This window comes from Halomonas sp. 3A7M (assembly GCF_014897875.1).
Lineage (GTDB): Bacteria > Pseudomonadota > Gammaproteobacteria > Pseudomonadales > Halomonadaceae > Vreelandella.
The window spans coordinates 1-1318 of record NZ_JABUZD010000160.1; the positions used below are offsets into that span (position 1 = coordinate 1).

A 1318-nucleotide genomic window follows, 5' to 3' on the forward strand; every position below is an offset into this window, starting at 1 on the left:
CAGCCGACCCGGGACTGGAGCTTCGCGCCGACCGGCTCACCCTCCGCCGGTGGAAGACACCGAAGAAGAGCCGCGCCGCAGCCCTCGCACACGCCTGATTTCGCTTACACCGACGACCCCCGTCTACGACACGATGTAGAGTTAGGGGGAGTTGTTCGGCGTCAAGAGGAGTGGTCATGGCCGAGTTCGAGTTCCAGGTGAACGGGATGACCTGCGAGCACTGCGAACGTGCCGTCACCGCAGAGCTGTCGGCCCTTCCGGGCATCGTTGATGTCCAGGTCGACGCAGATTCCGGTCGTGTCCAGGTGACCCACGAGACGCCCTTCGAACGGGTAGCGGTGGAGTCAGCCGTAGAGGACGCTGGCTACACCGTGCGGACCTGGCCCGCCGCCACGAATGTCTGACACCGGCGCCCCCCACGCTTCCACCGCAACTCCCGTACCTGCCACCGACCCTCGCGTCCGCAAGCCATTGGCCGCGGTAGCTGCGGTTCTTGTCACGGTGGCCGTCGCGGTTCTTGTGGTCTTCCCGGTCGCCGTTGCCGTCGTACTCGGCGACGCACCCTATGAGCGACTCTTTGTCGGTTACCCGGGTGTCGATGTCGCCGTTGTCACCACCGTGCTGTTGTCGGGCGCTCACCTGGCCACCCTGGTGACCAGCGGTGCCCTGGTACACGTGCTGTTCTTGCGTGATGCGCCCGCCCGCCGGGCACGGTATCTCTCGGACAGCTTCGAGATCTCCGTGCTCCGGGTCGCCTCCGGGGCGTGGGGTTTGTTTGCCGGAGCTCTAGTGGTCTTCGAGGCACTGGACTCCAACGGCACGCCGTTAGAGCGGTTGGCGACGCCCGGCGCTCTGCCGTTTCTCTGGGAAGCGAGCTATGCCCCGAAGGCATGGACGATCTGCTTCCTGGCGGCGTTGATCGTCTTCTTCGTCTCGTTCTTCGCGGAACGCTGGACGGGGCTGCTCATCTCACTCTGGGCGACAGCGATCGCCGTGCTCGCGCCTGTCGTCACCGGTCAGGTACTCGTGGGCCCAGATCATGACTTCGGCAGCGATGCGGCGATTTTCCAGACCATCGCTGTGAACGCCTTTCTTGGCGCGATCGCCGTCGCGGCACTGCGCATCCTCTCCGGGCGCCTGGTCTTGCCTGTGACCCTGCGGCGACTGTTTCGGATTGGCGCCGTCGCGCTCCCTGTCATTGTGATCACCGATGTCGTCATCGCCGTGTTCAAACTCGCCGGCGGCGACATCACCGCCTCGCTGACGGGGTGGCTCATCATTGCCGGGTTCGTCTTCCTGGCCGTCGTCGCCGGGGCGT

Annotated in this window: 2 protein-coding genes; both read left to right on the forward strand. The window is 65.4% G+C overall.

All coding sequences use genetic code 11. The annotated features are described in order from the left end of the window. The first annotated feature begins 176 nt into the window (after nt 1–176). On the forward strand, nt 177–404 hold the full coding sequence (locus INT19_RS13865) for a heavy-metal-associated domain-containing protein (protein WP_087010285.1): 228 nt from the start codon (nt 177–179) through the stop codon (nt 402–404). Beyond that, on the forward strand, nt 397–1318 hold a 922-nt coding region (locus INT19_RS13870), incomplete at its 3' end, for a hypothetical protein (RefSeq protein WP_226924655.1). The genes INT19_RS13865 and INT19_RS13870, both read left to right, overlap by 8 nt.